Origin of the sequence: Allobosea sp. CCNWLY174 (genome assembly GCF_037120455.1) — a bacterium.
Taxonomy (GTDB): domain Bacteria; phylum Pseudomonadota; class Alphaproteobacteria; order Rhizobiales; family Beijerinckiaceae; genus Allobosea; species Allobosea lupini.
The window spans coordinates 44,830-71,752 of sequence record NZ_JBBBBQ010000010.1; the positions used below are offsets into that span (position 1 = coordinate 44,830).

Sequence of the window (26,923 nt, forward strand, 5' to 3'; positions counted from 1 at the left end):
CCGGCAGCTCCGACCTGCGTTGACAAGGCGCTGGCGGAGCGGGATACCCCGCCGCGCATGCTGAATCTCACCAAACAGAGCGCCAAGAAGCTCGCCGTGGTCGCCCACGACCTGGCGATGACCGCGCTCGCGATCGTCTTCGTCTTCGCCGTGCGTTTCGATGGCTGGCTGTTCGAGGAGCGGATGCGGCAATTGCCGAAGATCCTGCCCTTCTTCGTCGCCTATGCCGGGGCAGTGTACTGGTTCTTCCAGCTCTATCGCTCGAAATGGCGTTTCGCCTCGCTGCCGGATCTCTCGAACATCGTCCGGGCGGTCACGGTCCTGACCCTGACCTTGCTGGTCGTCGACTACGTGCTCGTCGCGCAGAACCTCTACGGCTATTATTTCTTCGGCAAGATCACCATCGTCCTCTATTGGCTGGTGCAGATCGCGCTCCTCGGGGGGCCGCGCCTGGCCTATCGCTACTTCAAATACTCCCGCTCCAAGCACCAGGCCGCGCGCGGGTCCAGCCTCCCGGCCCTGCTGCTCGGCCGCGCCGTCGACATCGAAATCGTGATCCGGGCGATGGAATCGGGCGCGATGGGCAAGATGCGGCCGGCCGGCGTCCTCTCGCCGAGGCCCGATGATCTCGGGCAGTCCATCCGCGGCGTGCCAGTGCTCGGCCTGCTCTCGCAGATAGAGACGATCGCGACCGACGCCAGCGAGCGCGGGGAGCCGTTCCGCCGCATCGTCGCGACGCCGAGCGCGCTCGCGCCCGAGGCTGAGCCGGACAAATGGCTCGCCCACACCCGCAAGCTCGCCATCCCGATCTCGCGGCTCGATACGCTCGGCGAGGGCATGCGCGGCAATGAGCTGGCGCCGCTCGAGATCGAGGATCTCCTGGTGCGCCCCTCCGTCAAGATCGATCGGGCGCGGCTTGAAGGCTTTCTCAAGGGCAAGCGCGTCATCGTCACTGGCGGCGGCGGCTCGATTGGCTCGGAGATCTGCCTGCGCTGCGCTGCCTTCGGCGCGGTGGAACTGCTCGTCGTCGAGAATTCCGAGCCGGCGCTGTTCCACGTCACCGAGGCGCTGGCCGCCCAGGATCTCCCGATGCGGGTCACCGGTGCGCTCGCCGATGTCCGCGACGAGGCGCGCCTCGGCCCGTTGTTCAAGGCCTTCGCGCCCGACATCGTCATCCATGCCGCCGCGCTGAAGCATGTGCCCTATCTCGAGGCCGACTGGGGCGAGGGCATCAAGACCAACATCTTCGGCTCGGTCGTCGCCATCGAGGCGGCGATCGCTGCCGGCGCCGGCATCTTCGTGATGATCTCGACCGACAAGGCGATCGAGCCGGTCTCGATGCTCGGCGCGACCAAGCGCTTCGCCGAGATGTACGCCCAGGCACGCGATGCCGAGTTCGCCAATGGCAATCGCGGCACGCGCCTCGTCGCGGTCCGCTTCGGCAACGTGCTTGGCTCGGTCGGCTCGGTGGTGCCGAAGTTCAAGGCGCAGATCGAGCGCGGCGGGCCGGTCACCGTGACCAGCCCGGAGATGATCCGCTACTTCATGACGATCCGCGAGGCCTGCGACCTCGTGCTGACCTCGGCCTCGCATGCGCCCGAGCACGAGGCGCAGGACGAGCGCGCCGCCGTCTATGTGCTGAAGATGGGCCAGCCGCTCAAGATCATGGATCTTGCCGAGCGCATGATCCGCCTCGCCGGCTATGAGCCGGGCGTCGACATCGAGATCGCCGTGACCGGCGTCCGGCCGGGTGAGCGCCTGAACGAGATCCTCTTCGCCAAGGACGAGCCGATGGCCGAGACCGGGCTCGACGGCGTGATGGCGGCCAAGCCGATCTTCGCCGGGCGCGAACGCATGCAAGGTTGGCTCGAAGAGCTCGAGCGGGCGCTGGCGGCACAGGACAGGCTCGGCGCCGAGGCGGTGCTCGAAGCCGCGATCCCCGATTTCAGCCGGCGTCGGCCCGGCTTGCCGCCAGTTGCGCCAGCGCAGCCTTCGTCGCCGCGGGCGGCCGCCAGCCAGCCTTGATCAGCGCAGCCGGCGAGGCGACGAGCCCGTTCGCCAATCGCTCATAGGCAGCGCTGCGCCCGGCGAGCCGAGCCGCCAGCGCCAGCAGCGCCGACGGGACCGGGATCAGCCCAGGCCCTCGTCCAAGGCCGGCCCGCATCGCGGCGAGCATCTGCGCGACCGACAGGGGTTCCGGATCAGAAACGATGTAGCTGCGCCGCGCCGGGCAGGCCTGCGTCAGGGCGAAGGCGATCGCCGCGGAGAGATTCTCGATCGCGAGCAGCGAGCGCCTGGCCGAGAGCGCGCCGAGCGGTAGCGGCACGGGCAGCTTTGCCAGCTTGAGGAGCGCCGCCATATTGGCCTTCACTCCCGGCCCATAGACCAGTACCGGCCGCAGTGCGACCCAGTCGAGATCGAGCCCGGCGAGGCCTTGTTCTGCCGCGAGCTTGGAGCGGCCATAGGCATCGCTCGGCGCAGGCGTATCGATCTCGCTCAGCGGCTGCTCGCTGATCGGCCCGCTCTGCGCCCGGATCGAGGACAGGAAGATAAAGCGGCGCACGCCTGCCGCCTGCGCTGCCCGCGCCAGTGCCAGCGTCGCCTCGGTGTTCACAGCCCGGTAGCGCTCCCCCGGAATGTTGCCGTCGGCATGGGCCAATCCGGCGCTGTGGACGACGTGATCGACGCCGTCGAGCAGCGGCTGCCAGTCGACCGGCGCGCCGAGATCGCCGATCGCGACATGCTCGACATCGGGGCTGGCAGGGGTTGCGCTCCGCCCTGCCGTCCGCACGCGATAGCCGCGCGCCGCGAGGTCATCAAGCACATGCCGGCCGACGAAGCCGCTCGCGCCGGTGAGCAGGATGCGTTCGCTCATGGCCGCGCCCGCTTGCGCGAGAAGCGGCGCAGCAAGCCGATCGTGAGCGCCAGCGCGATCAACAGGCTGCCGAGCTGCGCCCAGAGTGCGGGCACGGCGATGCTGAGCGCCGCGAGGGCGATGAGGCCAAGATTGAGCAGGCCGATCTGCTCGACGATCTCGATCACCTTGAAACCGTTATCAGTCGCCTGCTGGTAGAAGTGCGAACGGTGCGCTTGCCAGACCTTTTCGCCTCGCGCCAAGCGGCGCAGCAGCGTGATCGTCGAATCCATCACATGATAAAGCGGCAGGATCAGCGCCGCGGTCAGCGCGCCGGTGCCGGCGAGGCGGTAGAGCAGATACGCTCCAAGCAGGCCAAGCGGCAAAGCCCCGACATCGCCGAGGAATATGCGCGCGACCGGCTTGTTGAGCGGCGCAAAGCCCAGCAGCCCGCCCAGTAACGCCGCGGCAAGCAGGCCGGTGGCGGGATCGACGATGCCGTAGCCGCCGGCGAGCGCGATCGCAGCGGCGAGCGGCACCAGCCCGGCGAGGGTGATCCAGTCGATCCCGTCCATGAAGTTGACGAGGTTGACGAACCAGGCGCCGGCGATCAGGGCAAGGCCGCGCTCGGCCCAGAGCGGCAGCGCTCCCGGCAGCAGCCGCACGTCGGGTGCGGCGTAGAACACGACGATGCCGACGCAGAGGAATTGCAGCGGCAGGCGCAGCGCCGGCGAGAGTGGCCTGATGTCGTCCCAGGCGCCGACGACGGCCAGCAAAGCGGAGGCGACCATGACCAGGACGAGCCCGTGCCGGGCCCCCGCATCCATCGGAATGAAGGCCAGTGCGAGCCCGAGCGCCAGGAAGGCACCGGAGAGCACGGCGATGCCGCCGCCCTGTGGTGTCGGCGTGCGGTGGCTGGAGCGGGCATTCGGCCGCGCCAGCGCATAGCGCATCATCAAGGGTCGCAGGGCCAAGCACAGCCCATAGGCCAGGCCGGCGGCAAGCGCGATCAGCAGGAGGGGCGCGAAACGTTCCAAGGCGGGCGGACCATAGCCATGCCGGCGGTCATCGCAAGCAGCTCTTGCATCGGCGAGCACAAAAGCAGAACATAGTGAGCATGGCACTCTCCGATTCCGCCCTCAATCCGCCGCCTGCGCGGCCGGAGATCACCCGTGCCGTCTGCCGCGGCGCCTCGCGCCATCTGCGCGAGCGCGGCTATGCCATCGTCAAGGAGATGACCTTCGCCAATGGCCGGCGCGGCGATATCGTCGCGCTCTCGCCATCCGGCGAACTGCTGGTGGTCGAGGTCAAATCGGGGATCGAGGACTATCGCGTCGACGGCAAATGGCCGGACTATCGCGATTATTGCGACGGCTTCCTCTTTGCGGTCGCGCCTGAATTCCCGCTGGAGATCCTGCCCGAGGATGTCGGCCTGATCGTCGCCGATGCCTTCGGCGGCGAGCTGTTGCGCGAGCCGCCGCGCCATCAGCTGGCGCCGGCGCGCCGGAAGATGCTGACCATCGCCTTTGCCAGGCTGGCGGCGGGGCGGCTCTCCGGCATCGAGGATCCGGAGCTGGGTTGAGAGCCGCGTCTTTCCGCGTGACCGGGTTACCGCATCGGGGCACGTGACCTTGGGTAAGATCTGAGCTAGCAGGTTCGGGCTCGCCGGCCGTTTGCAGGTATCGAAATGATGTACAGGCTCGTGGTTTCGGCCGCTGCCCTCAGCTTTCTTGCTGTCGGGACGGCCTCTGCGGAGACGCCCGAAACGATTGTGCGCGGCATATATGCCGGCGGCCTGACGCAGAGCTCGATCGGGCGGCTGCGCGCGCCCGAGAATCGCGCCCGCTATTTCCAGCCCGGTCTCGTCAGGTTGTTCGCCGCCGATGACAAGACCGAGAACCTCTGCATCGATTTTGCCATTACGAGCAGCGGAAACGATTACGACGACAGGGAAATCGCGCGCACGCTACGGATCGAGACCAAGGCTGGCGACAACCGCGCTGCAGTGGACGTCCGTTTCCGGAACTTCGGCGAGCCCAACCATATCCGCTATGACTTCGTGCGTGTCGGCGAACTCTGGAAGATCGGCGACATCGCCTCGCTGAGTCATCGCTGGCGCTTGTCGAGACTCCGGTGTTGAGTAGCTCAGCCGGAGGTGCTGCGCTCCGGCAGGGCCAGCGCCTTCGGGTCGATGTTCAGGCTGATCTGCAGGCTGTCGGCGATGCGCCGGGCGCGGTCGATGAACAGAAACTTGGCCGGGCCGGTGCAGAGCTCGGTGACCGTCTGCTCGAACAGCGCGAGCCAGCGCTCGAAATGCTGCATCTGGAGCGGCAGCGGCATGTGGACCTGCTGTGGCTTGCCGCGATAGCGCCCGCTCATCAGCGTTACCGACGACCAGAAATCGCGCAGCTTGGCGAGGTGGGCGTCCCAGTCGTCGCCGAGCTTGTCGAGGAAGATCGGGCCGATCAGCGGGTCTAGCCGTACCCGGCCATAGAAGGTGTCGACCAGCTCAGCGATCAGCTCTTCGCTGATGCGCTCGGGGAGTGCCGCAGAGCTTTGCTCAGAAAAGTGCTCGCCGGCTTTCTGAGAAGGCAATGCCCAAACCTTAGTTCATCGCGGCGCGCGCTTGGCCAGGATGCGCTGCAGGGTGCGCCGGTGCATGCCGAGCCGGCGGGCCGTTTCCGAGACATTGCGGCTGCATAGCTCGTAGACGCGCTGGATGTGCTCCCAGCGCACACGGTCGGCCGACATCGGGTTTTCCGGTGGCACCGGCCGGGCGTTCGGCCCGGCGGCCAGCGCAGAATGAATCTCGTCGGCATCGGCGGGCTTGGCGAGGAAGTCATAAGCGCCGAGCTTCACCGCGCTGACCGCGGTCGCGATGTTGCCATAGCCGGTCAGCACGACCCCGCGCGCATCCGGGCGCTTCTCCTTGAGCCGGGCGATCACGTCGAGGCCGTTGCCGTCGCCGAGGCGCAGGTCGATCACCGCATAGGCCGGCGCCGCCTCCTCGACCGCGGCAAGCCCGGCCTGGACGGATTCTGCGATCCTGACCGAATAGCCGCGGCCTTCCATTGCGCGGGCGAGGCGGGTCAGGAACGGCTTATCGTCGTCGACGAGCAGAAGAGACATGTCCCTGCCGGCCGTATCGGTGAGCTCGCCTGTCATCGGCGCCGTGTCCATCGCCATCATCTCCTGCCGGGCGGGTAACTGTCCGGCTCACGATCCATTCTACCGATTGCGCGACGCGCTGAAACGCCGCAACGCCTCATTCTGTCGCATATGGTGCCAAAAGCTCCGGGTTTGAAGGTCCGCTGGGTCGATCATCGCGTTCGAACACGGCCCGCAACCAGGTAATGCGGATGCTGGCGCCGGTCGCCGGCAAAGGTAGATTGGAGAATTCCAGCGTCGCGCCGCTGCGTTCCAGCAGCGTCTTGGCAATGAACAGGCCGAGGCCGAGGCCGCCGCCGGCGCGCGATTCCTTGGCATGCGAGCGCGAAAGATAGGGATCGCCCGCCCGCAGCAGCACTTCCGGCGTGAAGCCCGGCCCGTCATCGGCGATGGTCAGGATGACGGCTTCGTCGGTCCACTGCGCCGTGATCGTCACCTTGGAACGAGCGAAGTCGACGGCGTTGTCGACGATATTGCCGAGCCCGTAGTTCATGCCGGGATTGCGTCGGCAGACCGGCTCCGGCTTCTCGCCGATCAGCGCGATCTCGAACGGCACGCCGAAGGGCCGCTGCGGCCCGGCGGCCTCCTCGATCAAGAGGCTGAGCGAAAGCTGGTCGAGCGGGCCGGCATCGTCGTCCTGCAGCGAGGCGAGCTTGCCGAGGATGCCGCGGCAGCGCTCGACCTGCTCGCGCAGCAGGGTGATGTCCTCCGCCATCTCGCCTTCGGCCGGGGCGAGCCGCGAGAGCTCGCGGGCGACCAGCGCGATCGTGGCGAGCGGCGTGCCGAGCTCATGGGCAGCGGCGGCGGCGAGGCCGTCGAGCTGCGAGAGGTGCTGCTCGCGCGCCAGCACGAGCTCGGTCGCGGCCAGCGCCTCCGACAGATCGCGCGCCTCCTTGGCGACGCGCCAGGCATAGATGCCGGTGAAGCCGAGCCCGAGCAAAAGCGCGATCCAGTTGCCGAGCTGGTATTGCGGCGGCAGCACCGGGCGCTCGCTCCCGGCCCAGGGCAGCGGCCAGTGCAGGATGGTGAGCAGCGTCGCGAGCCCGGCGGCGAGCAGCCCGAGCGCCAGCGTGTGTCGCGGCGGCAGCGCCGTCGCCGAGATCATCACCGGCGCCAGGAACAGGATCGCGAACGGGTTCTGCAGGCCGCCGGTGAGATAGAGCAGGGCCGCAAGCTGCAAGATGTCGAAGCCGAGCAGTGCCGTCGCCGCGCCTTCCCGCAGGCGGTGGCTGAGCGGGAAGCGGATGCGCAGGGCGATGTTGAGCCAGGCCGAGACGGCAATGGCGAGGAAGCACCAGCCGAACGGCAGCGAGAAGCCGAGCCCGAAATGCACGCCGGCGACGGCGACGCTCTGGCCGGCGATCGCCAGCCAGCGCAGGCGTACCAGCGTGTCGAGCCGCAGATGCCGGGGTGTGCCGCCAGGAGCGGAAGGAACGAGGTCGGCGATCGTCACGGCGCGCAATTTTCGCAATGCCGCAAGCGGACGGGAAGGTGGACGTTGTGGCTAATCGGCATCACAAGGAAATCTTAGCCCTTTGGACGATTGAATCAGAACAAATTCTACTTAGGCTGCGTTCCCTTGCTGCACTGCATCGTGGGATGCGGCGCTGCGAAAGAGCGAAGGGGCCGCCATGTCGTTCGCCTATCACGCCTATGAGGCGGTTCATATGATGGTCAGCCCGGCGCGGGCCATGTCCGACGCCATGCAGCTCGCCTTCAAGAACCCGGCGAACCCGCTGACCTATACCCCGTTCGGCCGCACGATCGCCGCCTCCTGCGAATTGTTCGAGCGCACCACGCGCCGCTACGGCAAGCCGGCCTTCGGCCTCGACACCACCACGATGGGCGGCGTCAAGGTCGCGGTCGAGGAGCGCGTCGTCTGGCAGCGTCCCTTCTGCAACCTGGTCTATTTCGACCGCAAGATCGAAGGTCGCCGCAAGCCGCAGCCCAAGGTGCTGCTGGTCGCGCCGATGTCGGGCCATTACGCCACGCTGCTGCGCGGCACCGTCGAGGCCTTCCTGCCCGATCACGAGGTCTACATCACCGACTGGGTCGATGCCCGCCTAGTGCCGCTCTCGGCCGGCCGCTTCGATCTCGACGACTATGTCGATTACGTCATCGCCATGCTGCACAAGCTCGGCCCCGACACCCATGTCATGGCCGTCTGCCAGCCTTCCGTGCCGGTGCTCGCCGCGATCGCCCGCATGGAGGCCGAGAGCGATCCCTCGTCGCCGCGCTCGATGACGCTGATGGGCGGGCCGATCGACACGCGCTGCTCGCCGACCGCGGTCAACCAGCTTGCCATGGAGCGCGGCACCGACTGGTTCCGCCGCAACTGCATCACCCGCGTGCCGTTCCCGCATCTCGGCGCTTTCCGCGAGGTCTATCCCGGCTTCATGCAGCTCTCCGGTTTCATGGCGATGAATTTCGACCGCCATCTCACTGCGCATTACGACATGTACAAGCATCTCATCGCCGGTGACGGCGATTCGGCCGAGAAGCATCGCGACTTCTACGACGAGTACATGGCGGTGATGGACCTGACCGCCGAGTTCTACCTGCAGACCGTCGACACCGTCTTCGTCAAGCACGCTCTGCCCAAGGGCGAGATGATGCATCGCGGCAAGCTGGTCGACCTCACGGCGATCCGCAGCGTCGCGCTGATGACGGTCGAAGGCGAGAAAGACGACATCTCCGGCGTCGGCCAGACCAGGGCGACGCATGATCTGTGCGTCAACATCCCCGACGACATGCGGGTCGAGTACCTGCAGAAGGGCGTCGGCCATTACGGTGTCTTCAACGGCTCGCGCTTCCGCTCCGAGATCGCGCCGCGCATTGCCGACTTCATGCTGACCCTCGACATGAAGGCAGCCAAGGAGCGCCGCAACGAGACCGCGCAGACGGCGCGCAAGGCGCTGAAGGTCGCGGGCTGAGTTAAGCTCAGCCCCCTTCCGCTTCCGCTGCGAATCCCGCACAATCGCCGGGATGCGGTTCTCCCTGTTCAGGCGCCAGCCCGATCCCGACCGGATCGAGGTCGCCCATGCCGGCACGCTCTACCCGGTCAGCGTCAAGCGGCGCGCGACGGCGCGCCGCTTGACGCTGCGCGTCTCGCAGGCGACGGGCGAGATCACCCTGACGCTGCCCGAGCGCGTCGACTTCGCGACCGGCCGCGTCTTCGCCGAGAAGCATGGCGGCTGGATCGCGGCGCGCCTCGCCAAGCGTCCGCAGGGCGTCGCCTTCGAGCCGGGTGCGGTCGTGCCGCTGCGCGGCGTCCCGCACCGCATCGTGCACTGGACCAAGGTACGCGGTGTGACCCGTGCCACGCTCTCGGCCGAGGGCGAGCCGATCATCGCGGTCTGCGGCGAGGCAGCCCATGTCGCGCGCCGGGTCACGGATTTCCTGCGCCGCGAGGCGCTGGCCGATCTCGAGAAGGCGGTGCGCACGCATACCGCCGTGCTCGGCATCCCCGCGCGCAAGATCACGCTGCGCGATACTACCAGCCGCTGGGGCTCATGTTCCTCGAAGGGGCATCTCAGCTTCTCCTGGCGCCTGATCCTCGCGCCGGCGCTGGTGCTCGACTATCTCGCTGCCCATGAGGTCGCGCATCTCAAGGAGATGAACCATTCGCACCGCTTCTGGGCGCTGACGCACAAGCTCTGCCCGCGCACCGAGGAGGCGGAGGCCTGGCTCAAGCGCCATGGCGCGAGCCTGCACGGCTATGGTTGAGCCTTGAGCATTTTCAAGCGAAGTGGTCACCGGTTCGCGTGAAGAAAATGCGATATCAAAAATTACCGGTTGGCACGCCCTCGCGGATGACCCGCGAGAATTCCGGACTGTCGGGCTTCAGGCTGCGCGCCTTCTCGCCGATATGGCTCAGCTTCACCAGCTCGTCGAGCGGCATGTCCTGGCGGACCGCGCCGATGTCGCGGAGATAGCCCGGCAGGTAGCCCGAGAGCAGGACGCGCGGATCGAGCGGCAGCGAGAACCTCCAGCCGGGCGCGACCTGGCCGACGAGATGGTAGACCACGGTGGTGCAGTTCGTGGTCAGCGTGTTGTACCAGCGCGGCTCCTGCGCCAGGCGGTTGACGTCCGCGGCATAGGCGAGGAGCAGGTCGCGCGCCTGCTGCGGCGTGGCGCTCAGCCGGAACAGCCGGGTGTCCTCGCCGCGCGCCTGGGTTCTCAGGCCGATCAGGTCGCGCTCGTCGGCGGCGACATAGGCCATCTCGTAATTGCGGAAGAAGCCGGCCAGCGCCGACCATTCCTCACCCTTCTCGCGCCGGATCTCGATCGAGATCGTCAGCGGCTCGCTGTCTGCGAAGGTGAAGCTGATCAGAAGATGCGCGATTGCCTCGCCCGACCAGTAGGACAGGAAGAGATCGGCGCCCTGGATGCGCGAGAGGTCATAGCTGCGGGTTTCCCAGCGCTGGTCGTAGTCGCTCTCCGTCCGCCAGGTGAAATGGCGCAGATTGGTCACCGTCAGGCGGTTTTCGGCAACGCTCATCTGCGGCAGATGTGCGAGCTCGGGGATCCAGTTCCGCTCATGCGAAGGCTTGAGCCCGGCCCACCAGCCGAGCAGGCCGATGAAGAGCACGGCGAAGGCGAGCGGCAGGCGCGGCGCGCCGCTCCAGATGCCGATCGTGCCGGCGAGACCGGCGAGGCCGAAGCCGATCGCGCCGACGATGCCGATCGCACCGGGCAGGCGGAATATCAGAAGCCCCGCGCCCCAGGCGGTGGCACCGAGGGCGGCGAGCGTCAGCAGCAGCTGCAGCAGAACGAAAAAGAGGCGGCTCATCGCCGCCTCCCTTAGCACGCTTTTGCGCGGATTGTGTTCAAGCCGCCAGAGAGCTCGTCGGTGCCGCGGCCTTCACGGCGTCGTCGACATGGGCCTCGAACTTCTTGAAATTCTCCGCGAACATGCCGACCAGCTTCTTGGCCGTCTCGGCGAAGGCGGCCTTATCCTGCCAGGTCTTGACCGGGTAGAGGATGTGCGGCTCGACACCGGGCACCGAAGTGGGAACGGCGAAACCGAAATAAGGGTCCCGGCGGAAGTCGGCGCGGTTGAGCGAGCCGTCGAGCGCCGCCGTCAGCAGGCGACGCGTCACGCGGATCGGCATCCGCCGGCCGGTGCCGTAGCCGCCCCCGGTCCAGCCGGTGTTCACCAGCCAGCAGTCGACATGGTGCTTGGCGATGAAGTCGCGCAGCAGATTGGCGTATTCCGACGGGTGGCGCGGCAGGAAAGGCGAGCCGAAGCAGGTCGAGAACTCGGGCTGGACGCCGACCAGCCCGCGCTCGGTGCCGGCGACCTTGGCGGTGTAGCCGGAGAGGAAATGGTACATCGCCTCGGCCGGGGTCAGCTTGGCGATCGGCGGCATCACGCCGAAGGCGTCGGCGGTCAGCATCACGATGTTCTTCGGCGTGCCGGCCCGGCCGGTGCGCGAGGCGTTCGGGATGGCGTCGAGCGGATAGGCCGAGCGCGTATTTTCTGTCTTGGTCTCGTCGTCGAAATCGACCTCGCGCGAGATCGGATCCATGACGATATTCTCGAGCACCGTGCCGAAGCGCTGCGAGGCCGCGAAGATCTGCGGCTCGGCCTCGGCCGAGAGGCGGATGGTCTTGGCGTAGCAGCCACCCTCGAAATTGAAGATGCCCTCCTTCGACCAGCCATGCTCGTCATCACCGATCAGGGTGCGGTCGGGATCCGCCGAGAGGGTCGTCTTGCCGGTGCCGGAGAGGCCGAAGAAGACCGCCGGATCGTCCTTGGAGCCGACATTGGCCGAGCAGTGCATCGGCACCACGCCCTTCGCCGGCAGGGTGTAGTTCAGATAGGTGAAGACCGACTTCTTCATCTCGCCGGCATAGGCGGTGCCGCCGATCAGCACGATCTTGCGCGAGAAATCGATGGCGATGACAGTCTCGCTGCGGCAGCCATGGCGGGCCGGATCGGCCTTGAAGCTCGGCAGGTCGACGATCGTCAACTCGGGCACGTAGCTCGCGATATCGCCGGCCTCGGGCCGGATCAGCAGGTTGCGGATGAACAGCGAGTGCCAGGCCATCTCGGTGAAGACCCGAGCCTTGACGCGGTGGGCCGGATCGCCGCCGCCATAGAGGTCCTGCGCGAACAGCTCCTTGCCTTCGGCGTGCTTGATGAAGTCGCCGAGCAGGGTCTCGAACTGTTCAGAGGAGATCGCGCCGTTGTTCTCCCACCACACCGTCTTTTCGGTCAGTGCGTCCTTGACGACGAACTTGTCCTTGGGCGAGCGGCCGGTATGGCTGCCGGTGTCGGCGCAGAGCGCGCCGCCACGGGCGAGCTGGGATTCGCCGCGCCGCAGCGATTCCTCATAGAGGCGCGCCGCCTCGAAGTTCCAGTAGACCGCCTTGAGCCCACGGAAGCCGAACGAGTCGGCGCCGTTGTTCGGGTTGACGTGACCGATGGTCTCCACTGGCAATTCCTCCTGCCGAGAAGCCGTCGCCTGGCGATGCCGGCGCCGTAATTGAAGCGGGAGCAAGAATCCCGCCATGACCCTGATGGGCCGGTGAAGTGGAGGGCTCTTTAGGCGGATGATGACGCCGGCTCAAGTCACGAGGCCGGCTCACGAATGGCCTTAGTAAATTTAAATCGTTTGAAAAATTCAGCTGTGGTGAATCGCCGCGCTCAGGCGGCCTCGCGGGCCTTGCCGGCGAGGGCAGCCAGGGTTCTGCGCAGCGCGTCCGGCGTCGTCACCGGCTCGTCGAAGGGCAGGCGCAGCGCCTTGTCGCCGAGCATCAGGTCGGCTCCGTCGGGATCGACGCCGGAGAGGCGCCAGGCGCCGTCCTCGCCGCCGAGCAGCCTCGTGGCGTAGAGCCCGATCGCTTCGGCATGGTCCTCGTTCATATGGTCGACCGCACCTTCCTCGGCCTCGATCAGCGCCCCGGCCTGTGAGCAATCGCTGAGCACGTCGGCGGCCTCGAGCTCGTAAGCGCGGCCGAAGCCGCCATTTAGGCTGGCACGCTGGAGCCTGAGCGCGAAGAACGAGAAATCGGGAAAATCGACGTAAAGAGAAGCCTTCGGCTGGCGTGCCAGGAAACGACGGCGCGCGCGCCGGCCGAATTCCGACTCGCGCTCGACCTTTTCCGCCGTGGCCAGCAGCGTGATCCTGGCATGGGCGAGCGGATCTCCCTTGCCGCCCGGCGCGATCAGCAGCGAGCAGCGCGGGTCGGCGACGAGGTTGCCGGTATGGCCGGAAAGCGAGGACACCAGGATCAGCGGCGTGCCATCGATATCGGTGGCGAGGCTGGTCAGGCTGGCGAAAGGGTGGCCTTCCGGCGTCAGCGTCGCAAGGGATGCCGAGCGCGCACTGCGCAGGAGGCCGCGCGCCAATCCGCGTGCGCTGGCATCTGTCGGCCTGATCGGATCGGTCGCCATGGCACTTTTCGCCGTCTTGAAGGTTTTCGCGGGCAGACGTAGCGAAACCGCCTTGGCTTGGCTAGATTGCAGCCATGCTTTGGCCGTTCTCGCGCGAGAGTGGACCCTTTGATTGTAACGCCAGCACACAAAGAGCCGGAAAAGCTTATGCCAACCATTGCGCTGGTCGATGACGACCGCAACATCCTGACCTCGGTTTCGATCGCATTGGAAGCCGAGGGCTATCGCATCCAGACCTATACGGATGGCGCCTCGGCCCTGGACGGTCTGAAGCAGAATCCGCCCGACCTCGCCATCTTCGACATCAAGATGCCGCGCATGGACGGAATGGAGCTGCTGCGCCGCCTGCGTCAGAAATCCGACCTGCCGGTGATCTTCCTGACCTCGAAGGACGAGGAGATCGACGAGCTCTTTGGCCTGAAGATGGGCGCCGACGACTTCATCCGCAAACCCTTCTCGCAGCGCCTGCTGGTCGAGCGCGTCAAGGCGATCCTGCGCCGGGCCGGCGCCAAGGATGCGAGCGCGGCACCGCGCACCGAGGATGCCAAGGCGCTGGAGCGCGGTCTGCTGCGGATGGATCCGGAGCGCCACACCTGCACCTGGAAGGGCGAGCCGGTTACGCTGACCGTCACCGAGTTCCTGATTCTGCAGTCGCTGGCGCAGCGCCCGGGCGTGGTCAAGAGCCGCAACGCCCTGATGGACGCGGCCTATGACGACGAGGTCTATGTCGACGACCGCACCATCGACAGCCACATCAAGCGCCTGCGCAAGAAGTTCAATCAGGTCGATGTCGATTTCGACATGATCGAGACGCTCTACGGCGTCGGCTACCGCTTCAAGGAGTCCTGAGAAGCACCCCGGCGCACGCCGCGATGACGTTTGCGCGGGCACCGGGACAGGGTATGAGCCGCTCATGGCGACCATCGAACAGGAAGGGGCCCGCACCGGCGGGCCGCGGCCGGGGCTGACGCTGCGTCGTCGTGCCGCGCTGTTCGGCCGCCGCATGCTGCGCGCCATCTCCGGGCGCGCGGCCTCCAGCCTGACCCGGCGCATCGTCGTCCTTAACCTCGCCGGCCTCGTCGCGCTGCTCGTCGGCTTCCTCTATCTCAACCAGTTCCGCGAGGGCCTGATCGAGGCTCGGGTGCAGAGCCTTCTGACCCAGGGCGAGATCATCGCCGGCGCCATCGCCGCCTCCGCCACGGTCGAAACCGACACGATCGCGATCGATCCCGACAAGCTCCTGCAGATGCAGGCCGGCGAGAGCGGCGCCATCGCCGAGGATCCGCTCGATTTCTCGATCAATCCGGAAAAGGTCGCTCCGCTGCTGCGCCGGCTGGTGACGCCGACCAAGACGCGCGCCCGCATCTACGACAAGGACGGGATGCTGACGCTGGATTCGCGCAACCTCTATTCGCGTGGCGACATCCTGCGGCTCGATCTGCCGCGCATCGGCGAGAGCGACGAGCCGCCCTTGCTCGAACGAACCTGGAACCTGCTGCGCAACCGGCTCGGCCGCGCCGACGTGCCGGCCTATGACGATTTCGCCAACGCCAATGGCAGGTCCTATACCGAGGTCGCCCGGGCGCTCGCCGGCTCGCCGGCTAGCGTGGTGCGCGTCAACACCCGCGGTGAGACCATCGTCTCTGTTGCGGTGCCGGTGCAGCGCTTCCGGGCCGTGCGCGGCGCGCTGCTGCTGTCGACCCAAGGCGGCGACATCGACGCCGTCATCGCCTCCGAGCGCTACGCCATCTTCCAGGTTTTCGCGGTCGCGGCCGGCGTGATGATCATCCTCTCGGTGCTGCTCGCCGGGACCATCGCCGAGCCGATCCGCAAGCTCGCCGACGCCGCCCAGCGCGTCCGCCGCGGCGTCAAGTCGCGCGAGGAGATCCCGGACTTCTCCAGCCGCCATGACGAGATCGGCCATCTTTCCGGCTCGTTCCGCGAGATGACCCAGGCGCTCTACAATCGCATGGAGGCGATCGAGCGCTTCGCCGCCGACGTCGCCCATGAACTGAAGAACCCGCTGACCTCGCTGCGCAGCGCCGTCGAAACCCTGCCGCTGGCCAAGAGCGAGGACTCGCGGGGCCGCCTGCTCGCGGTGATCCGCCATGACGTGAAGCGGCTTGATCGGCTGATCACCGACATCTCCGACGCCTCGCGCCTCGATGCCGAGCTCGCGCGCGACGATGCCGTCCCGCTCGACGTTGCCCAGCTGGTCGAGGCGGTCGTCTCGGTCCAGAACCAGATCCGCCGCGATAGCCAGCCGGTCGTCGAGCTCACGGTCGACCGGCGTGGCGGCCAGCGCCCGGGCGCGGATCCCTTCCGCGTGCTCGGCCACGACTCCCGCCTCGGCCAGGTCTTCGTCAACCTGATCGAGAACGCTCGCTCCTTCTCGCCGGCCGACAAGCCGGTCAGGGTCAAGCTCTCGCGTGTCGCCGGCGACGTGCTGATCACCATCGAGGATGACGGTCCCGGCATTCCGCCCCATGCGCTGGAGCGGATCTTCGAGCGCTTCTACACCGACCGGCCCGAAAGCGGCTTCGGCCAGAATTCCGGCCTCGGCCTGTCGATCTCGCGCCAGATCGTCGAAGCCCATCGCGGCACGATCCGGGCCGAGAACCGCTATGCCTCCGAGCAGTCGGAAGGCGAGGACAAGCGGCTCGGCGCCCGCTTCATAGTGCGCCTGCCGGCCGCGGTGCAGCCGGCATGAGCGCGGCGCCTCCGCTTCGCCTGCATGCCAGTGCCGTCGTGATCGGCGAGGCCGGCATCCTGATCCGCGGCCCCTCCGGTGCCGGTAAGTCCACCCTGGCCCTGGCGCTGGTCGGGCTGGCGCAATCGCAGGACCGTTTCGCCAGGCTGATCGCCGACGATCGCACTGAAATTGCCGTCAAGGCCGGCCGCCTCCTCGCTGCGCCGGTGCCGCCGATCGAGGGCCTCGTCGAGCGCCGTGGCCTAGGCCTGACGCCGGAGCCGCATCTGGCCGCGGCGGTGCTCCGGCTGGTGATCGATTGCGGCAGCGAGCCCGAGCGCATGCCGGAGCCGGAGGCGCTGGTCGAGGCCATCGCAGGCATCACCTTGCCGCGGCTGTCCGTGCTGCCGAGGGCCGGCGACGAACGTCTGATCCTGACGGCGCTTGCACTGTTCGCCGGCTCTGATTGAATTGCTTTTCGACGAGTTCGAGACAAGCGCCTTGCCTATCCTTCGCACCTGCCGCATAAACCGCGACCTTGTCCGGGCGCCGATGGGCGCTCTTCGGTGGGACTGAATGATCGGACTCGTGCTTGTTACGCATGGGCACCTGGCGACGGAATTCCGCGCCGCGCTCGAGCATGTCGTTGGCCCGCAAGCCAATCTGGCCACCATCGCCATCGCCCCCGATGACGACATGGAGGGCCGTCGGCGCGACATCATCGCGGCGGTGGAGCAGGTCGAGACCGGCAAGGGCGTGATCGTCCTCACCGACATGTTCGGCGGTACACCCTCCAATCTCGCCATCTCCGTGATGGAGCCGGGCCGGATCGATGTCGTTGCCGGCATCAATCTGCCGATGTTGATCAAGCTCGCCAGCGTGCGCGAGGAGAAGACCCTCGACGAGGCCGTCAGCAGCGCGCAGGATGCGGGCCGGAAATACATCACGGTGGCCAGCCGCGTGCTCGCGGGCAAATGAGTTCGGGTAAGTGAGGTTCGGCGTGCAAGGCATGCGCGAAGACGAGATCCGCGACGAAGATTGCGACTGCACCGAGGTCGAGATCCCGGCCGGTGCCGTCTATGGCGAGTTCCAGATCGTCAACAAGAAGGGCCTGCACGCCCGCGCCACCGCGAAATTCGTGCAATGCGCCAGTCAGTTCGATGCCGATATCACCGTGTCTCGCTGCGGCGAGACGGTCGGCGCCACCTCGATCATGGGCATCCTGACCCTCGGCGCCGGCATCGGCTCGACCATTACCGTGGTCGCCAAGGGCGCCGACGCCAAGGATGCGCTGCAGGCACTGGGCGCGCTCGTCGCCGACCGGTTCGGCGAGGGCGAATAGGCGGCGAATAAAGCGCGCTCTCGGCGCCGTCCGCGTCTGTCGACCGCATCGTCATGCTCGTTCCCTGATCGGCTTTTTCCGAATGCTCATGACCGGGCGCCTCTCGATCCGTCGCATCCGGGAAAAGGCTGGTGGCCGCAGCCGCGGCCCCGGAGCAGGGTTTGCCGCGCGGTTTGCTGCGGATATAAAGACATCTTTATATCTTTGATTGCCTTCCGGCAGGCTCCCTGCTAGAGAGCCGCCATCATTCAAAGAACGATCGATTGGAGCCTCCCCGTGTCGAAGCAGGATTACGTCGTCAAGGACATCAGCCTCGCGGATTACGGCCGCAAGGAAATCAACATGGCCCAGGACGAGATGCCGGGCCTGATGGCGATCCGCGCCGAGCACCAGGGCAAGGCCCCGCTCAAGGGCGCCCGCATCGCCGGCTGCCTGCACATGACCATCCAGACCGCCGTGCTGATCGAGACCCTCAAGGAGCTCGGCGCGGACGTGCGCTGGTCGTCCTGCAACATCTTCTCGACCCAGGATCATGCCGCCGCGGCGATCGCCGCCACCGGTACCCCGGTCTTCGCCATCAAGGGCGAGACGCTGGAGGAGTACTGGGAGTACGTGCTGCGCACCGCGACCTGGGGCGACGGCGGCACGCCGAACATGATCCTCGACGATGGCGGCGATCTGACCATGCTGATCATCCTCGGCGCCGAGGCCGAGGCCGGCAACGCCGCCTTCCTCGACAAGCCGGGCAATGAGGAAGAGACGATCTTCTTCGCGCTGATCAAGCGCGAGCTGACGGCCAATCCGGGCTGGTTCACCAAGACCCGCGCCGCGATCAAGGGCGTCTCCGAGGAGACCACCACCGGCGTGCACCGCCTCTACGAACTCGCAAAGGCGGGCCGCCTGCCGTTCCCGGCGATCAACGTCAACGATAGCGTCACCAAGTCGAAGTTCGACAACCTCTATGGCTGCCGCGAGTCGCTGGTCGACGCCATCCGCCGCGGCACCGACGTGATGATGTCGGGCAAGGTCGCGGTCGTCGCCGGCTATGGCGACGTCGGCAAGGGCTCGGCCGCCTCGCTGCGCCAGGCCGGCTGCCGCGTGCTCGTCACCGAGATCGACCCGATCTGCGCCCTGCAGGCGGCGATGGAAGGCTATGAGGTCGTCACCATGGAAGATGCCGCGCCGCGCGCCGACATCTTCTGCACCGCGACCGGCAACCTCGACGTCATCACCGTCGACCACATGCGCGCGATGAAGCACCGCGCCATCGTCTGCAACATTGGCCACTTCGACTCGGAAATTCAGGTCGCCGGCCTGAAGAACTTCAAGTGGGACAACGTCAAGCCGCAGGTCGACGAGATCGAGTTCCCCGACGGCAAGCGCATCATCCTGCTCTCGGAAGGCCGCCTGGTGAACCTCGGCAACGCGACCGGCCACCCGTCCTTCGTGATGTCCTGCTCGTTCTCGAACCAGACGCTGGCTCAGATCGAGCTCTGGAACCATCACGCCAAGTACGAGAACAAGGTCTACACCCTGCCCAAGCACCTCGACGAGAAGGTCGCGGCGCTCCACCTCGCCAAGGTCGGCGCCAAGCTGACCAAGCTCAACGACGCTCAGGCGAAGTATATCGGCGTCGCGCAGGCCGGCCCGTTCAAGCCGGAGCTCTATCGCTACTGACGCCCTCGCCCGGCGGCTGCCGGCCGGGCGAAGCGACATCGCGCATCGGGAACCGGTTTCCCGGACGAGGCGCCCATCTTTCGAAAGCCCGGCCTTGCGCCGGGCTTTTTTGCGTTCGGGGCCGGCCGCAGCCTTTCATACTACTAATAGATGCGAAACGGCAGCTGGCATCAACTTGTTGACGCTCCTCTGGTGACCTCAAATCCGGCCGTCGCCATTTGGCCTTTACCGTCGATTAAGCACTTCCTGCCGGAGTCGTGCGGTGATTACAGTGGCACTGATTCGGGCTGCCGGCAGGCTTCGCATGTGGCGCCCGGTTTCGTGCAGCGGTGGCTTTGCGGGTTGCGGGCGTGGATCCCTGGAGGGAGCCATGGCCGATTGTCGCGTTGGCCGCGACCGGCCGGCTGCGACCGGAAGATTGGCCTGGAACAGGACGGATGCGAGAATGAGACGGGCAAGGCAGGTCGGGCGGGAGATGAACGGAGTGGTCCGCCTCCTTCTGCCCGGACTTGCCGGCGCTGCGCCGGCTCCGGCTCTCGCGCAGGCCGAGGCGCTGCTGCCCTTGCGGGCGGACTGGCTGAGCACTGGCGGACTTTCCCTGATTTTCGTCGGCCTCGTCGTCTTCGCCACAACCACCTCGATCCTCTATGTCCGCGAGCGCTCGCGCTGGACCCGCCGGGAAGGCGAGCTCGCCGCCGGCCTGGAAGCGGCGCGCGGCCATCAGGAGCGGCTCAGCGCCCTGCTCGCGAGCGACCGGCAGGTCGTGCTGAGCTGGGACGGGCCGAAGGCGAGCCCCATGGTCGAGGGCGATAGCGGCTTTCTCGGCATTGGCGGCCCCGCCCCGGCGCTGGCATACGGAACCTGGGCGCCGCCGGCGGAGGCCAAGCGTCTCGAGCTGGCGACCGAGGCCCTCAAGGAGCGCGGCGAGGCCTTCTCCTTCACCTTCAGGGCCAAGGCGGGGCGTTTCGTCGATGCGGAAGGCCGGCCCGTCGCCGGTCGCGCCGTGATCCGCCTGCGCGAGGTCGGCGGCGAACGGGCGCGGGCGCTGGCGCTGGAGAATGAGCTCGGCAAGCTCGCCACCGACCATGCCGCGCTCACGACCTTGCTCGCCGGCGTGCCTCAGCCGGTCTGGATGCGCGCGACCGACGGCCGCCTGACCTGGGTCAACGCGGCCTATGCGCGTGCCGTCGAGGCCGCCGATTGCCAGCAGGCGGTCACGGCCGGGCTCGATTTGTTCGATCGCAGCGAGCGCGAGGCGGCGGCCAAGGCCCGCAAGGACGGGCGCGTCTTCCAGCTGCGCGCGCCCGTCGTGATGGCCGGCCAGCGCCGCATCGTCGACGTCATGGAGACGCCGACGCCTTCGGGCTATGCCGGCATCGCCACCGACATGAGCGAGCTGGAGGCGGTCCGTGCCGACCTGCAGCGCCAGATGGACGCGCATGTGCGCACGCTCGACCGGCTGAAGACCGGGGTCGCCGTCTTCGACGCCTCGCAGCGCCTGGTCTACCGCAACAGCGGCTACGAGGCGCTCTGGTCGCTCGACCCGGGCTTCCTCGACTCCAATCCGACGGACGGCGAGATCCTCGACCGCCTGCGCACCGAGCGCCGCCTGCCCGAACTCGGCGACTACCGCACCTGGAAGGCGCAGGTCCACGCCGCCTATACCGCGACGCGCGCCAGCGAGGATTGGTGGTACCTGCCCGATGGGCGCACCGTGCATGTCGTCGCCAGCCCGAACCCGCAGGGCGGCGTAACCTATCTCTTCGACGACGAGACCGAGCGCTTCACCCTGGAATCGCGCTTCAACGCGCTCTCGCGTACCCAGCGCGAGACACTCGATTCATTGCGCGAGGGTGTCGCGGTGTTCGGTTCGGACGGTCGCCTCAAGCTCTCCAATCCGGCCTTCGCCCAGCTCTGGAAGCTCACCCCGGAGCGCGCCGCCGCGGCGCCGCATATCGACGAGGTCGTGACCCTGAGCCGCCCGCTCTTCCCGGATGACGCGGTCTGGACCGAAATCCGCAGCGCCGTCGCCGGCGTGCGCGATGCGCGCGAGGATTATCGCTGCCATATGGAACGCCGCGACGGCACGGTGCTCGACTGCACGGCCACGCCGCTGCCCGATGGCGCGACGCTGATCACCTTCGCCGACGTCACCGCTGGCGTGAACGTCGAGCGGGCACTGACCGAACGCAACGACGCCCTGGAGCGCGCTTCACGGCTTCGCGAGGAGTTCGTCCACCACGTCTCCTACGAGTTGCGCTCGCCGCTGACCAACATCATCGGCTTCGCGCAACTGCTCGGCGAGGAGACGGTCGGCGCGCTCAACGAAAAGCAGCGCGACTATACCGGCCACATCGTCCGGTCCTCCGGCGCGCTGCTCGCCATCATCAACGACATCCTCGACCTCGCCTCGATCGACAATGGCGCGCTGGCGCTCGATATCGAGGAGGTCGATGTCGCCAAGAGCATCGCCCAGGCCGCGACCGGGCTGCAGGATCGCCTGGCCGACAGCAAGCTCAGGCTGCAGGTCGACATCGCCCCCCAGACCGGCCCCTTGCGCGCCGATCCCAAGCGCCTGCGCCAGATCCTGTTCAACCTGCTTTCCAATGCGATCGGCTTCTCGCAACCCGGCCAGACCATCAGCGTCAGCGCCGGCCGCTTCGGCGGCGAGATCCGCATCACCGTCGCCGACGAGGGTCGCGGCATCCCGGACGAGGTCAAGGAGAAGGTGTTCGACCGCTTCGAGAGTCATTCGCTGGGATCGCGCCATCGCGGCGTCGGGCTCGGCCTGTCGATGGTCCGCTCGATTGTCGAGCTGCATGGCGGCCGCGTCGAGCTCGACTCCGCCCTGGGCAAGGGCACGCGTGTCACCGTCGTCTTCCCGCCTGAAGGCATGCGCATCTCGGACGCTGCTGAATGAGTGACGAGGCCGCGCGCGCGGGTACCCATACCGTCATCCTGCCGAACGAGGCCGCGACGGTCCGGCTGGCTGAGGACATCGCCGACATCCTCAAGACCGGCGACATCGTCGCGCTCTCCGGACATCTCGGCGCCGGCAAGTCGCTGCTGGCGCGGGCCATGCTGCGCCGCCTCGCCGGCGATCCGGCGCTGGAAGCGCCGAGCCCGACCTTCACCTTGGTGCAGAGCTATGACAGCGCGCGTGGGCTCCTGCTCCATGCCGATCTCTACCGCGTCCGCAGCCCCGACGAGCTCGACGATATCGGCCTGATCGAGGACCTCGACCTCGCGATGACCATCGTCGAATGGCCGGACCGGGCCGGCACGCGCCTCCCGGCGGGCCGACGGCTCGACATCGTGCTGGAGGTCGATCCGGACAACCCCGAGCAGGGCCGGATCGCGACGCTCTCCGGCGGCGTGCTCTGGCGCCAGCGGCTTGCGCTTGCGATCGGTGCCCGCCGCCTGATCGACGAAGCCGGCTGGAGCGAGGCGAGGCGCGAGTTCATGCTCGGCGATGCCTCGAGCCGCGCCTATGAGCGCCTGATCAGGCCGTCGGGCGAGACCGCGATCCTGATGATCTCGCCGCCGCGTCCGGATGGGCCGGCGATCCGCCAGGGCAAGCCCTACAGCGCCATCGCCCATCTCGCCGAGACCGTCGACGCCTTCGTCGCCATGGACAAGGCCCTGCGCTCGCTCGGCCTCTCGGCTCCGGACATCCTGGCACAGGATCTCGTCACCGGCCTGCTGATCATCGAGGACCTCGGGGCCGAGCCGGTCGTCGGCGCCGACGGGCCGATCCCCGATCGCTACGAGGCCGCCGCCCGCCTGCTCGCCGAACTGCACCGGCATGCCCTGCCGACGATTCTGCCGGTGGTCGAAGGGCGCGATCATGTCATGCCCGACTATGACCGCGAGGCGCTTGCCATCGAGACCGAGCTGGTGCTCGACTGGTATGCCCCGCACATCGCGGGCGTCACCTTGCCGGCGGTGACGCGGGCCGAGTTCAGCCGCATCTGGGACAAGCTCTTCGACGAGCTCTTCGAGACGCCGGCGACCTGGACCTTGCGCGATTATCACTCGCCGAACCTGATCTGGCTCCCCGATCGCGTCGGCCATGCCAGGCTCGGCCTGATCGATTTCCAGGACTCCGTGCTCGGCCACCCCGCCTATGATCTCGTCTCGCTCGGCCAGGACGCGCGTGTCGACGTGCCGGCGGCGCTGGAGCTGCGCCTGCTCGCCGCCTATGCGGGGGCGCGGCGCGGCACCGATCCCCATTTCGACGTGCCGGGCTTCGCCCGCGCCTATGCCATCCTCGGCGCCCAGCGCAATACCAAGATCGCCGGCATCTTCGCGAGGCTTGACCGCCGCGACGGCAAGCCGGGCTATCTCAAGCATTTGCCACGGATCGAGGCCTACCTGCGCCGCAATCTCGAACAACCGGCGCTGGCGGAGCTGAAGGCCTGGTACGAGACCTATCTCCCCAAGCTCTATGCCGGGCAGGAGAAGCCGGAGGCGAAGGTCGAGGCCGATCCCGCGGAGCAGGACCGGCCCGAGCCCGAGCAGAGTGAGGCCTGAGCCGGGCGCTCAGCCCGGCCCGGCCCCCTGCGTGCCCAGATAGAGCGCATAGATCGACTGGCTCGCCGCCATGAACAGCCTGTTGCGCTTGGGTCCGCCGAAGCAGACATTGCCGCAGACCTCCGGCAGCCGGATGCGGCCGATCAGCTTGCCCTCCGGGTTGAAGCAGAGCACGCCGTTGTAGCCGACCGCGCGCCCAGCATTGCTGGAGGCCCAGAGATTGCCCTGCACGTCGCAGCGCAGTCCGTCCGGTCCACATTTCACCCCGTCGACCATGCAGTCGGAGAACAGCTTGCCGTTGGAGAGCTTGTTGTCGGCGCCGACGTCGAAGACGTGGATGTCGCCCTTGCCACCGGCGCCGGTATCGCCAGGGCCCTTGCCGGTCGAGGCGATGTAGAGCTTCTTGTAGTCCGGCGAGAAGCATAAGCCGTTCGGATCGGGGACCTGCTGCTCGGTGACGACAAGATCGACGCGGCCGCTGGGATCGATGCGATAGCAATTCGTCGGCAATTCGCGCTTGTAGAAGCCGATCTCGGGCGGCTGGCCGAGCCGGGGATTGATCTTGCCGCTGGTGTTGCTCGGCCCGCCGGCCGCATCGGGCGCGCCCTCATAGAGCTGGCCGCCATAGGGCGGATCGGTGAACCAGTAGCTGCCATCGGGATGCTGGACGACGTCATTGGGCGAATTCAGCCGCTTGCCGTCGAACTTGTCGGCGAGGATCGTCACCGAGCCGTCGAGTTCGTAGCGCACGACGCGGCGGTTGAGATGCTCGCAGGAGAGCTGCCGGCCCTGGAAATCGAAGCTGTTGCCGTTGCTGTTCCCCGAGGGCGTGCGGAAGACGCTGACGCGGCCGTCATCCTCGAGCCAGCGCATCTGCCGGTTGTTCGGGATGTCGCTCCAGACGAGATAGCGCCCCTGTGCGTTCCAGGCCGGGCCTTCCGCCCAGAGTGCCCCGGTCCACAGCCGCTGGATCGCGGCATTGGGCTGGGCTAGCCCTTCGAAGGCGGGATCGACGGCGAGGACGTCCGGGTCCCAGAAATAGGTGGTCGGCGCGCCGCCACGGCTGAAATCGCGCGGCGGCGTCGTGATCGTCGTGGGCGGGCCGGGCCTTGCAGCCGGAGCCTGCGCCAGGGCCGTATCGGCGGCAGCGGCGAGGGCTCCGGCGCCGGCAACCTGCAACAGGCGGCGGCGTGACAAGGCGGGGCGTGATTCATCGATCATGCGTTGCTGCATCGGTGACCTCCCTGGGTTGAACTTATGCTGTTCTTACCCGGCCATCGGGAGCGCCGATTGCGGCGGTGACGTGGCGGAAGGAGACCGCCCGGTCATGACGAGGCCTGCTCCAGCAGGGCTTCTCATCTGACTAAATCGGTTTAATGATGTGGAGTCCGGCTGCCGCCGGGATCGGCGCTCACGCTGCGAGATCGGCGACGAGCGCATCGAGCAGCAGCGCACCGTCCGGCGTCGCGGCGAGCCGGCCATTGGCCCTGCGGGTGAGGAAGCCTTCGGCGATCAGGCTGCCGATACGGTTGCCGTTGAGCTTGCGCCCGGCCAGCCCCTCGAACACGTCGAGATCGATGCCTTCGACGAGCCGCAGGCCCATCAGCAGGTACTCGTCGCCCTGCGCCTCGGCCGAGAGTTTCTCGTTCTCGATCAGGGCGTCGCCGCCGGCCTCGATCCGCTCCAGCCAGGTCTCGGGGCGCTTCTCGGTCGATTGCGCATAGCGACCATCCGCCGTCACCAGCCGGCCATGGGCGCCCGGCCCGATACCGGCATATTCGCCGTAATGCCAATAGATCAGGTTGTGCCGGCATTCCGCGCCCGGCCGGGCATGGTTCGAGATCTCGTAGACCGGCAGCCCGTGCTTGTTCGTGATCTCCTGCGTCAGCTCGTAGAGCGCTGCGCCCGCATCAGGGTCGGGAATGGCGAGTTTGCCGGCCTTGTAGAGCTGCTCGAACGCCGTGCCTGGTTCGATGGTGAGCTGGTAGAGCGAAAGATGCTCCGCCGCATGGCTGATCGCGAGCTCGAGCTCGGCCTGCCACAGCGCCGGTGTCTGGTTCGGCGAGCGGGCATAGATCAGGTCGAAGGAATAGCGCTCGAAATAGCGCCGCGCGATCGCGACCGCATCGAGCGCCTCCTGCGCCGAATGCATCCGCCCGAGCGCCTTGAGATCGGCATCGTTCAGCGCCTGCACGCCGAGCGAGACGCGGTTGACGCCGGCGGCGCGGAAATCGCGGAAGCGCCCGGCCTCGACGCTGGTCGGGTTGGCCTCCAGCGAGACCTCGCAATCGGGATCGACGGCCCAATGCTCACCGATCGCATCGAGGATCGCCCCGACCGTCGCACCCTCCATCAGCGAAGGCGTGCCGCCGCCGAAGAAGATCGAGGACACCGTGCGTCCCGGCGCCAGCTCGGCACGCTGGGCGATCTCGCGGCGGAAGGCGGCGATATAGCGCGCCTGGTCCGGCGGCTGGTGCCGGACATGGGAGTTGAAGTCGCAATAGGGGCATTTGGCCAGGCAGAACGGCCAGTGCACATAGACGGCGAAGCCGGCATCCGCAGTCGGATGCGCCGGCACGCCGGGCCGCGCGGCAAGGGCGGCCGAAGGGCTCAAGCGGGGGCCCTCAGGCAGGCGGCGGCGAGCACATGGAAGGCGCGGGCCCGGTGCGACAGGCCGGGGGAGCCGTCCTTAGGGATACCGTGCTTCTCCTCTGCGCTCATCTCGCCGAAGGTCTTGCCATGCCCGGCCGGCTGGAAGATCGGGTCGTAGCCGAAGCCGGCGGTGCCACGCGGCGCCTCGACGATCGTGCCGAAGACGCGGCCTTCGAACAATTCCTGATGCCCGTCCGGCCAGGCGATCACCAGCGCCGAGACGAAATGTGCCTTGCGCTGCTCGGGCGTGGTCGCGCCGCGCTTTGCAAGCTCGGCCTGCACACGGGCCAGCGCCGGGGCAAAATCCTTACCCGGCCCGGCCCAGTTGGCCGAGAACAGGCCGGGCGCACCATCGAGCGCATCGATGCAGACGCCGGAATCATCGGCCAGCGCCGGCAGGCCGGAAGCCTTGGCCGCCGCCACCGCCTTGATCGCGGCGTTCTCGGCGAACATGTGGCCATCCTCGACCGGCTCCGGCAGGCCAAGCTCGCCGGCCGAGACCAGCTCGACGCCATAGGGCGCCAGCAGCTCGCGCATTTCGCGCAATTTGCCTTGGTTGTGGGTCGCGATCACGACCTTGCCGGTGAGGAGGCGGTTCGTGGTCAT

General features: G+C 67.4%; 24 protein-coding genes. 13 read left to right on the forward strand and 11 right to left on the reverse strand.

Going from position 1 to position 26,923, the window contains the following annotated elements; genetic code table 11:
• Nucleotides 1-57 precede the first annotated feature (57 nt).
• Nucleotides 58-2,025 carry an SDR family NAD(P)-dependent oxidoreductase gene (locus V7S63_RS23535; protein ID WP_336532015.1) on the forward strand — a complete coding sequence of 656 codons (1,968 nt, stop codon included), beginning with the start codon at nt 58-60 and terminating at the stop codon, nt 2,023-2,025.
• On the opposite strand, the gene V7S63_RS23540 is transcribed toward V7S63_RS23535, so the two are convergent.
• Both V7S63_RS23540 and V7S63_RS23545 read right to left on the reverse strand, forming a co-directional pair.
• The gene (locus V7S63_RS23540) at nt 1,946-2,875 is read right to left on the reverse strand and encodes an NAD-dependent epimerase/dehydratase family protein (RefSeq protein ID WP_336532016.1); all 930 of its coding nucleotides are present in this window, start codon (nt 2,873-2,875) and stop codon (nt 1,946-1,948) included. The genes V7S63_RS23535 and V7S63_RS23540 overlap by 80 nt on opposite strands.
• The gene (locus V7S63_RS23545) at nt 2,872-3,891 is read right to left on the reverse strand and encodes an MraY family glycosyltransferase (RefSeq protein WP_336532017.1); all 1,020 of its coding nucleotides are present in this window, start codon (nt 3,889-3,891) and stop codon (nt 2,872-2,874) included. Before V7S63_RS23545 ends, V7S63_RS23540 begins: the two co-directional genes overlap by 4 nt.
• A gap of 80 nt (nt 3,892-3,971) precedes the next feature.
• Between V7S63_RS23545 and V7S63_RS23550 the strand changes: the two genes are divergently transcribed.
• Complete coding sequence (locus V7S63_RS23550) at nt 3,972-4,436, forward strand: MmcB family DNA repair protein (protein ID WP_091835711.1); 465 nt, start codon at nt 3,972-3,974, stop codon at nt 4,434-4,436.
• Nucleotides 4,437-4,544: 108 nt separating this feature from the next.
• Entirely contained in the window at nt 4,545-4,994 is a 450-nt protein-coding gene (locus V7S63_RS23555; protein ID WP_336532018.1) for a hypothetical protein, read from the forward strand.
• A gap of 5 nt (nt 4,995-4,999) precedes the next feature.
• On the opposite strand, the gene V7S63_RS23560 is transcribed toward V7S63_RS23555, so the two are convergent.
• The 3 genes from V7S63_RS23560 to V7S63_RS23570 all read right to left on the reverse strand — a co-directional run bounded on the left by V7S63_RS23560 (nt 5,000) and on the right by V7S63_RS23570 (nt 7,469).
• Nucleotides 5,000-5,449, reverse strand: coding sequence for a group III truncated hemoglobin (locus V7S63_RS23560; RefSeq protein ID WP_336532019.1), 450 nt, complete (start codon nt 5,447-5,449; stop codon nt 5,000-5,002).
• Nucleotides 5,450-5,464: 15 nt separating this feature from the next.
• Nucleotides 5,465-6,034, reverse strand: coding sequence for an ActR/PrrA/RegA family redox response regulator transcription factor (locus tag V7S63_RS23565; RefSeq protein WP_158673581.1), 570 nt, complete (start codon nt 6,032-6,034; stop codon nt 5,465-5,467).
• 85 nt (nt 6,035-6,119) lie between these two features.
• Nucleotides 6,120-7,469, reverse strand: a complete 1,350-nt coding sequence (locus V7S63_RS23570; protein ID WP_336532110.1) for an ActS/PrrB/RegB family redox-sensitive histidine kinase — start codon at nt 7,467-7,469, stop codon at nt 6,120-6,122.
• Nucleotides 7,470-7,653: 184 nt separating this feature from the next.
• Here V7S63_RS23570 and V7S63_RS23575 point away from each other — a divergent pair, with 184 nt between their 5' ends.
• Nucleotides 7,654-8,955, forward strand: coding sequence for a polyhydroxyalkanoate depolymerase (locus V7S63_RS23575; protein ID WP_336532020.1), 1,302 nt, complete (start codon nt 7,654-7,656; stop codon nt 8,953-8,955).
• Between the two features lie 52 nt (nt 8,956-9,007).
• Nucleotides 9,008-9,748 carry a M48 family metallopeptidase gene (locus tag V7S63_RS23580; RefSeq protein ID WP_336532021.1) on the forward strand — a complete coding sequence of 247 codons (741 nt, stop codon included), beginning with the start codon at nt 9,008-9,010 and terminating at the stop codon, nt 9,746-9,748.
• A 55-nt stretch (nt 9,749-9,803) separates the two neighbouring features.
• Here V7S63_RS23580 and V7S63_RS23585 read toward each other — a convergent pair whose 3' ends face one another.
• The 3 genes from V7S63_RS23585 to V7S63_RS23595 form a co-directional block, all read right to left on the reverse strand.
• The gene (locus V7S63_RS23585; protein WP_100964460.1) at nt 9,804-10,814 is read right to left on the reverse strand and encodes an Lnb N-terminal periplasmic domain-containing protein; all 1,011 of its coding nucleotides are present in this window, start codon (nt 10,812-10,814) and stop codon (nt 9,804-9,806) included.
• A 37-nt stretch (nt 10,815-10,851) separates the two neighbouring features.
• Nucleotides 10,852-12,462, reverse strand: a complete 1,611-nt coding sequence (locus V7S63_RS23590; protein WP_336532022.1) for a phosphoenolpyruvate carboxykinase — start codon at nt 12,460-12,462, stop codon at nt 10,852-10,854.
• A 212-nt stretch (nt 12,463-12,674) separates the two neighbouring features.
• Nucleotides 12,675-13,424 carry a HugZ family pyridoxamine 5'-phosphate oxidase gene (locus tag V7S63_RS23595; RefSeq protein ID WP_091835685.1) on the reverse strand — a complete coding sequence of 250 codons (750 nt, stop codon included), beginning with the start codon at nt 13,422-13,424 and terminating at the stop codon, nt 12,675-12,677.
• Between the two features lie 147 nt (nt 13,425-13,571).
• Here V7S63_RS23595 and V7S63_RS23600 point away from each other — a divergent pair, with 147 nt between their 5' ends.
• The 8 genes from V7S63_RS23600 (at nt 13,572) to tsaE (ending at nt 23,665) form a co-directional block, all read left to right on the forward strand.
• The gene (locus V7S63_RS23600; protein WP_091835682.1) at nt 13,572-14,273 is read left to right on the forward strand and encodes a response regulator transcription factor; all 702 of its coding nucleotides are present in this window, start codon (nt 13,572-13,574) and stop codon (nt 14,271-14,273) included.
• Between the two features lie 64 nt (nt 14,274-14,337).
• Entirely contained in the window at nt 14,338-16,134 is a 1,797-nt protein-coding gene (locus tag V7S63_RS23605; protein ID WP_442896509.1) for a stimulus-sensing domain-containing protein, read from the forward strand.
• The gene (locus V7S63_RS23610; protein ID WP_336532023.1) at nt 16,131-16,583 is read left to right on the forward strand and encodes an HPr kinase/phosphorylase; all 453 of its coding nucleotides are present in this window, start codon (nt 16,131-16,133) and stop codon (nt 16,581-16,583) included. Before V7S63_RS23605 ends, V7S63_RS23610 begins: the two co-directional genes overlap by 4 nt.
• A 106-nt stretch (nt 16,584-16,689) precedes the next feature.
• On the forward strand, nt 16,690-17,091 hold the full coding sequence (locus tag V7S63_RS23615) for a PTS sugar transporter subunit IIA (RefSeq protein ID WP_057189350.1): 402 nt from the start codon (nt 16,690-16,692) through the stop codon (nt 17,089-17,091).
• A 31-nt stretch (nt 17,092-17,122) separates the two neighbouring features.
• Nucleotides 17,123-17,455, forward strand: coding sequence for an HPr family phosphocarrier protein (locus V7S63_RS23620; protein ID WP_091835672.1), 333 nt, complete (start codon nt 17,123-17,125; stop codon nt 17,453-17,455).
• Between the two features lie 276 nt (nt 17,456-17,731).
• A complete protein-coding gene (gene ahcY / locus V7S63_RS23625; protein WP_442896510.1) occupies nt 17,732-19,132 on the forward strand; it encodes an adenosylhomocysteinase in 1,401 nt (466 codons plus the stop codon).
• A gap of 475 nt (nt 19,133-19,607) precedes the next feature.
• The gene (locus V7S63_RS23630) at nt 19,608-22,052 is read left to right on the forward strand and encodes a sensor histidine kinase (protein ID WP_336532113.1); all 2,445 of its coding nucleotides are present in this window, start codon (nt 19,608-19,610) and stop codon (nt 22,050-22,052) included.
• Nucleotides 22,049-23,665, forward strand: coding sequence for a tRNA (adenosine(37)-N6)-threonylcarbamoyltransferase complex ATPase subunit type 1 TsaE (gene tsaE / locus V7S63_RS23635; protein ID WP_100964452.1), 1,617 nt, complete (start codon nt 22,049-22,051; stop codon nt 23,663-23,665). Before V7S63_RS23630 ends, tsaE begins: the two co-directional genes overlap by 4 nt.
• Before the next feature lie 9 nt (nt 23,666-23,674).
• Here the strand turns inward: tsaE and V7S63_RS23640 are convergent, their stop codons facing one another.
• From V7S63_RS23640 to rdgB, 3 genes are all read right to left on the reverse strand, one after another.
• A complete protein-coding gene (locus V7S63_RS23640; protein ID WP_336532024.1) occupies nt 23,675-24,886 on the reverse strand; it encodes an SMP-30/gluconolactonase/LRE family protein in 1,212 nt (403 codons plus the stop codon).
• A gap of 190 nt (nt 24,887-25,076) precedes the next feature.
• A complete protein-coding gene (hemW, locus tag V7S63_RS23645; RefSeq protein WP_336532025.1) occupies nt 25,077-26,279 on the reverse strand; it encodes a radical SAM family heme chaperone HemW in 1,203 nt (400 codons plus the stop codon).
• Complete coding sequence (gene rdgB / locus V7S63_RS23650; RefSeq protein WP_336532026.1) at nt 26,276-26,923, reverse strand: RdgB/HAM1 family non-canonical purine NTP pyrophosphatase; 648 nt, start codon at nt 26,921-26,923, stop codon at nt 26,276-26,278. The genes hemW and rdgB overlap by 4 nt, the downstream gene beginning before the upstream one ends.